The sequence below is a fragment of the Tritonibacter sp. SIMBA_163 genome (genome assembly GCF_046535935.1).
GTDB lineage: Bacteria > Pseudomonadota > Alphaproteobacteria > Rhodobacterales > Rhodobacteraceae > Epibacterium > Epibacterium scottomollicae.
In genome coordinates this window covers 1-250 of record NZ_JAWJBP010000960.1, presented here as the reverse complement: position 1 = coordinate 250, position 250 = coordinate 1, and the positions used below count along the sequence as shown (strand labels likewise).

1 protein-coding gene is annotated in these 250 nt (G+C 58.4%); it reads right to left on the bottom strand.

Going from position 1 to position 250, the window contains the following annotated elements; genetic code table 11:
• The coding region (locus tag R0J92_RS25175; RefSeq protein ID WP_411053694.1) for a CBS domain-containing protein at positions 1–250 on the bottom strand (250 nt) is incomplete at both ends.

Sequence of the window (250 nt, the reverse complement as noted above, 5' to 3'; positions counted from 1 at the left end):
CATGCAGCGGCATATTCTCCTCAATGGTCAACGGGTCGGGGGTCATCACCTCATGGGCTTTTTTGCCCTTTGCCTTCACATACTCGCCCGCGTCTTTACCCCCAGTAAATAACGAAAGCCACCAAGAGCCCCCATGAGACGACGAGTCGGAATCGGTGACTCGTCGCATGAGGTCGCCTTCGCTCACGATACCGACGACTTGACCGTCGGCATCGACCACGGGCACCGCACTGATGCGATGGGCCAGCAG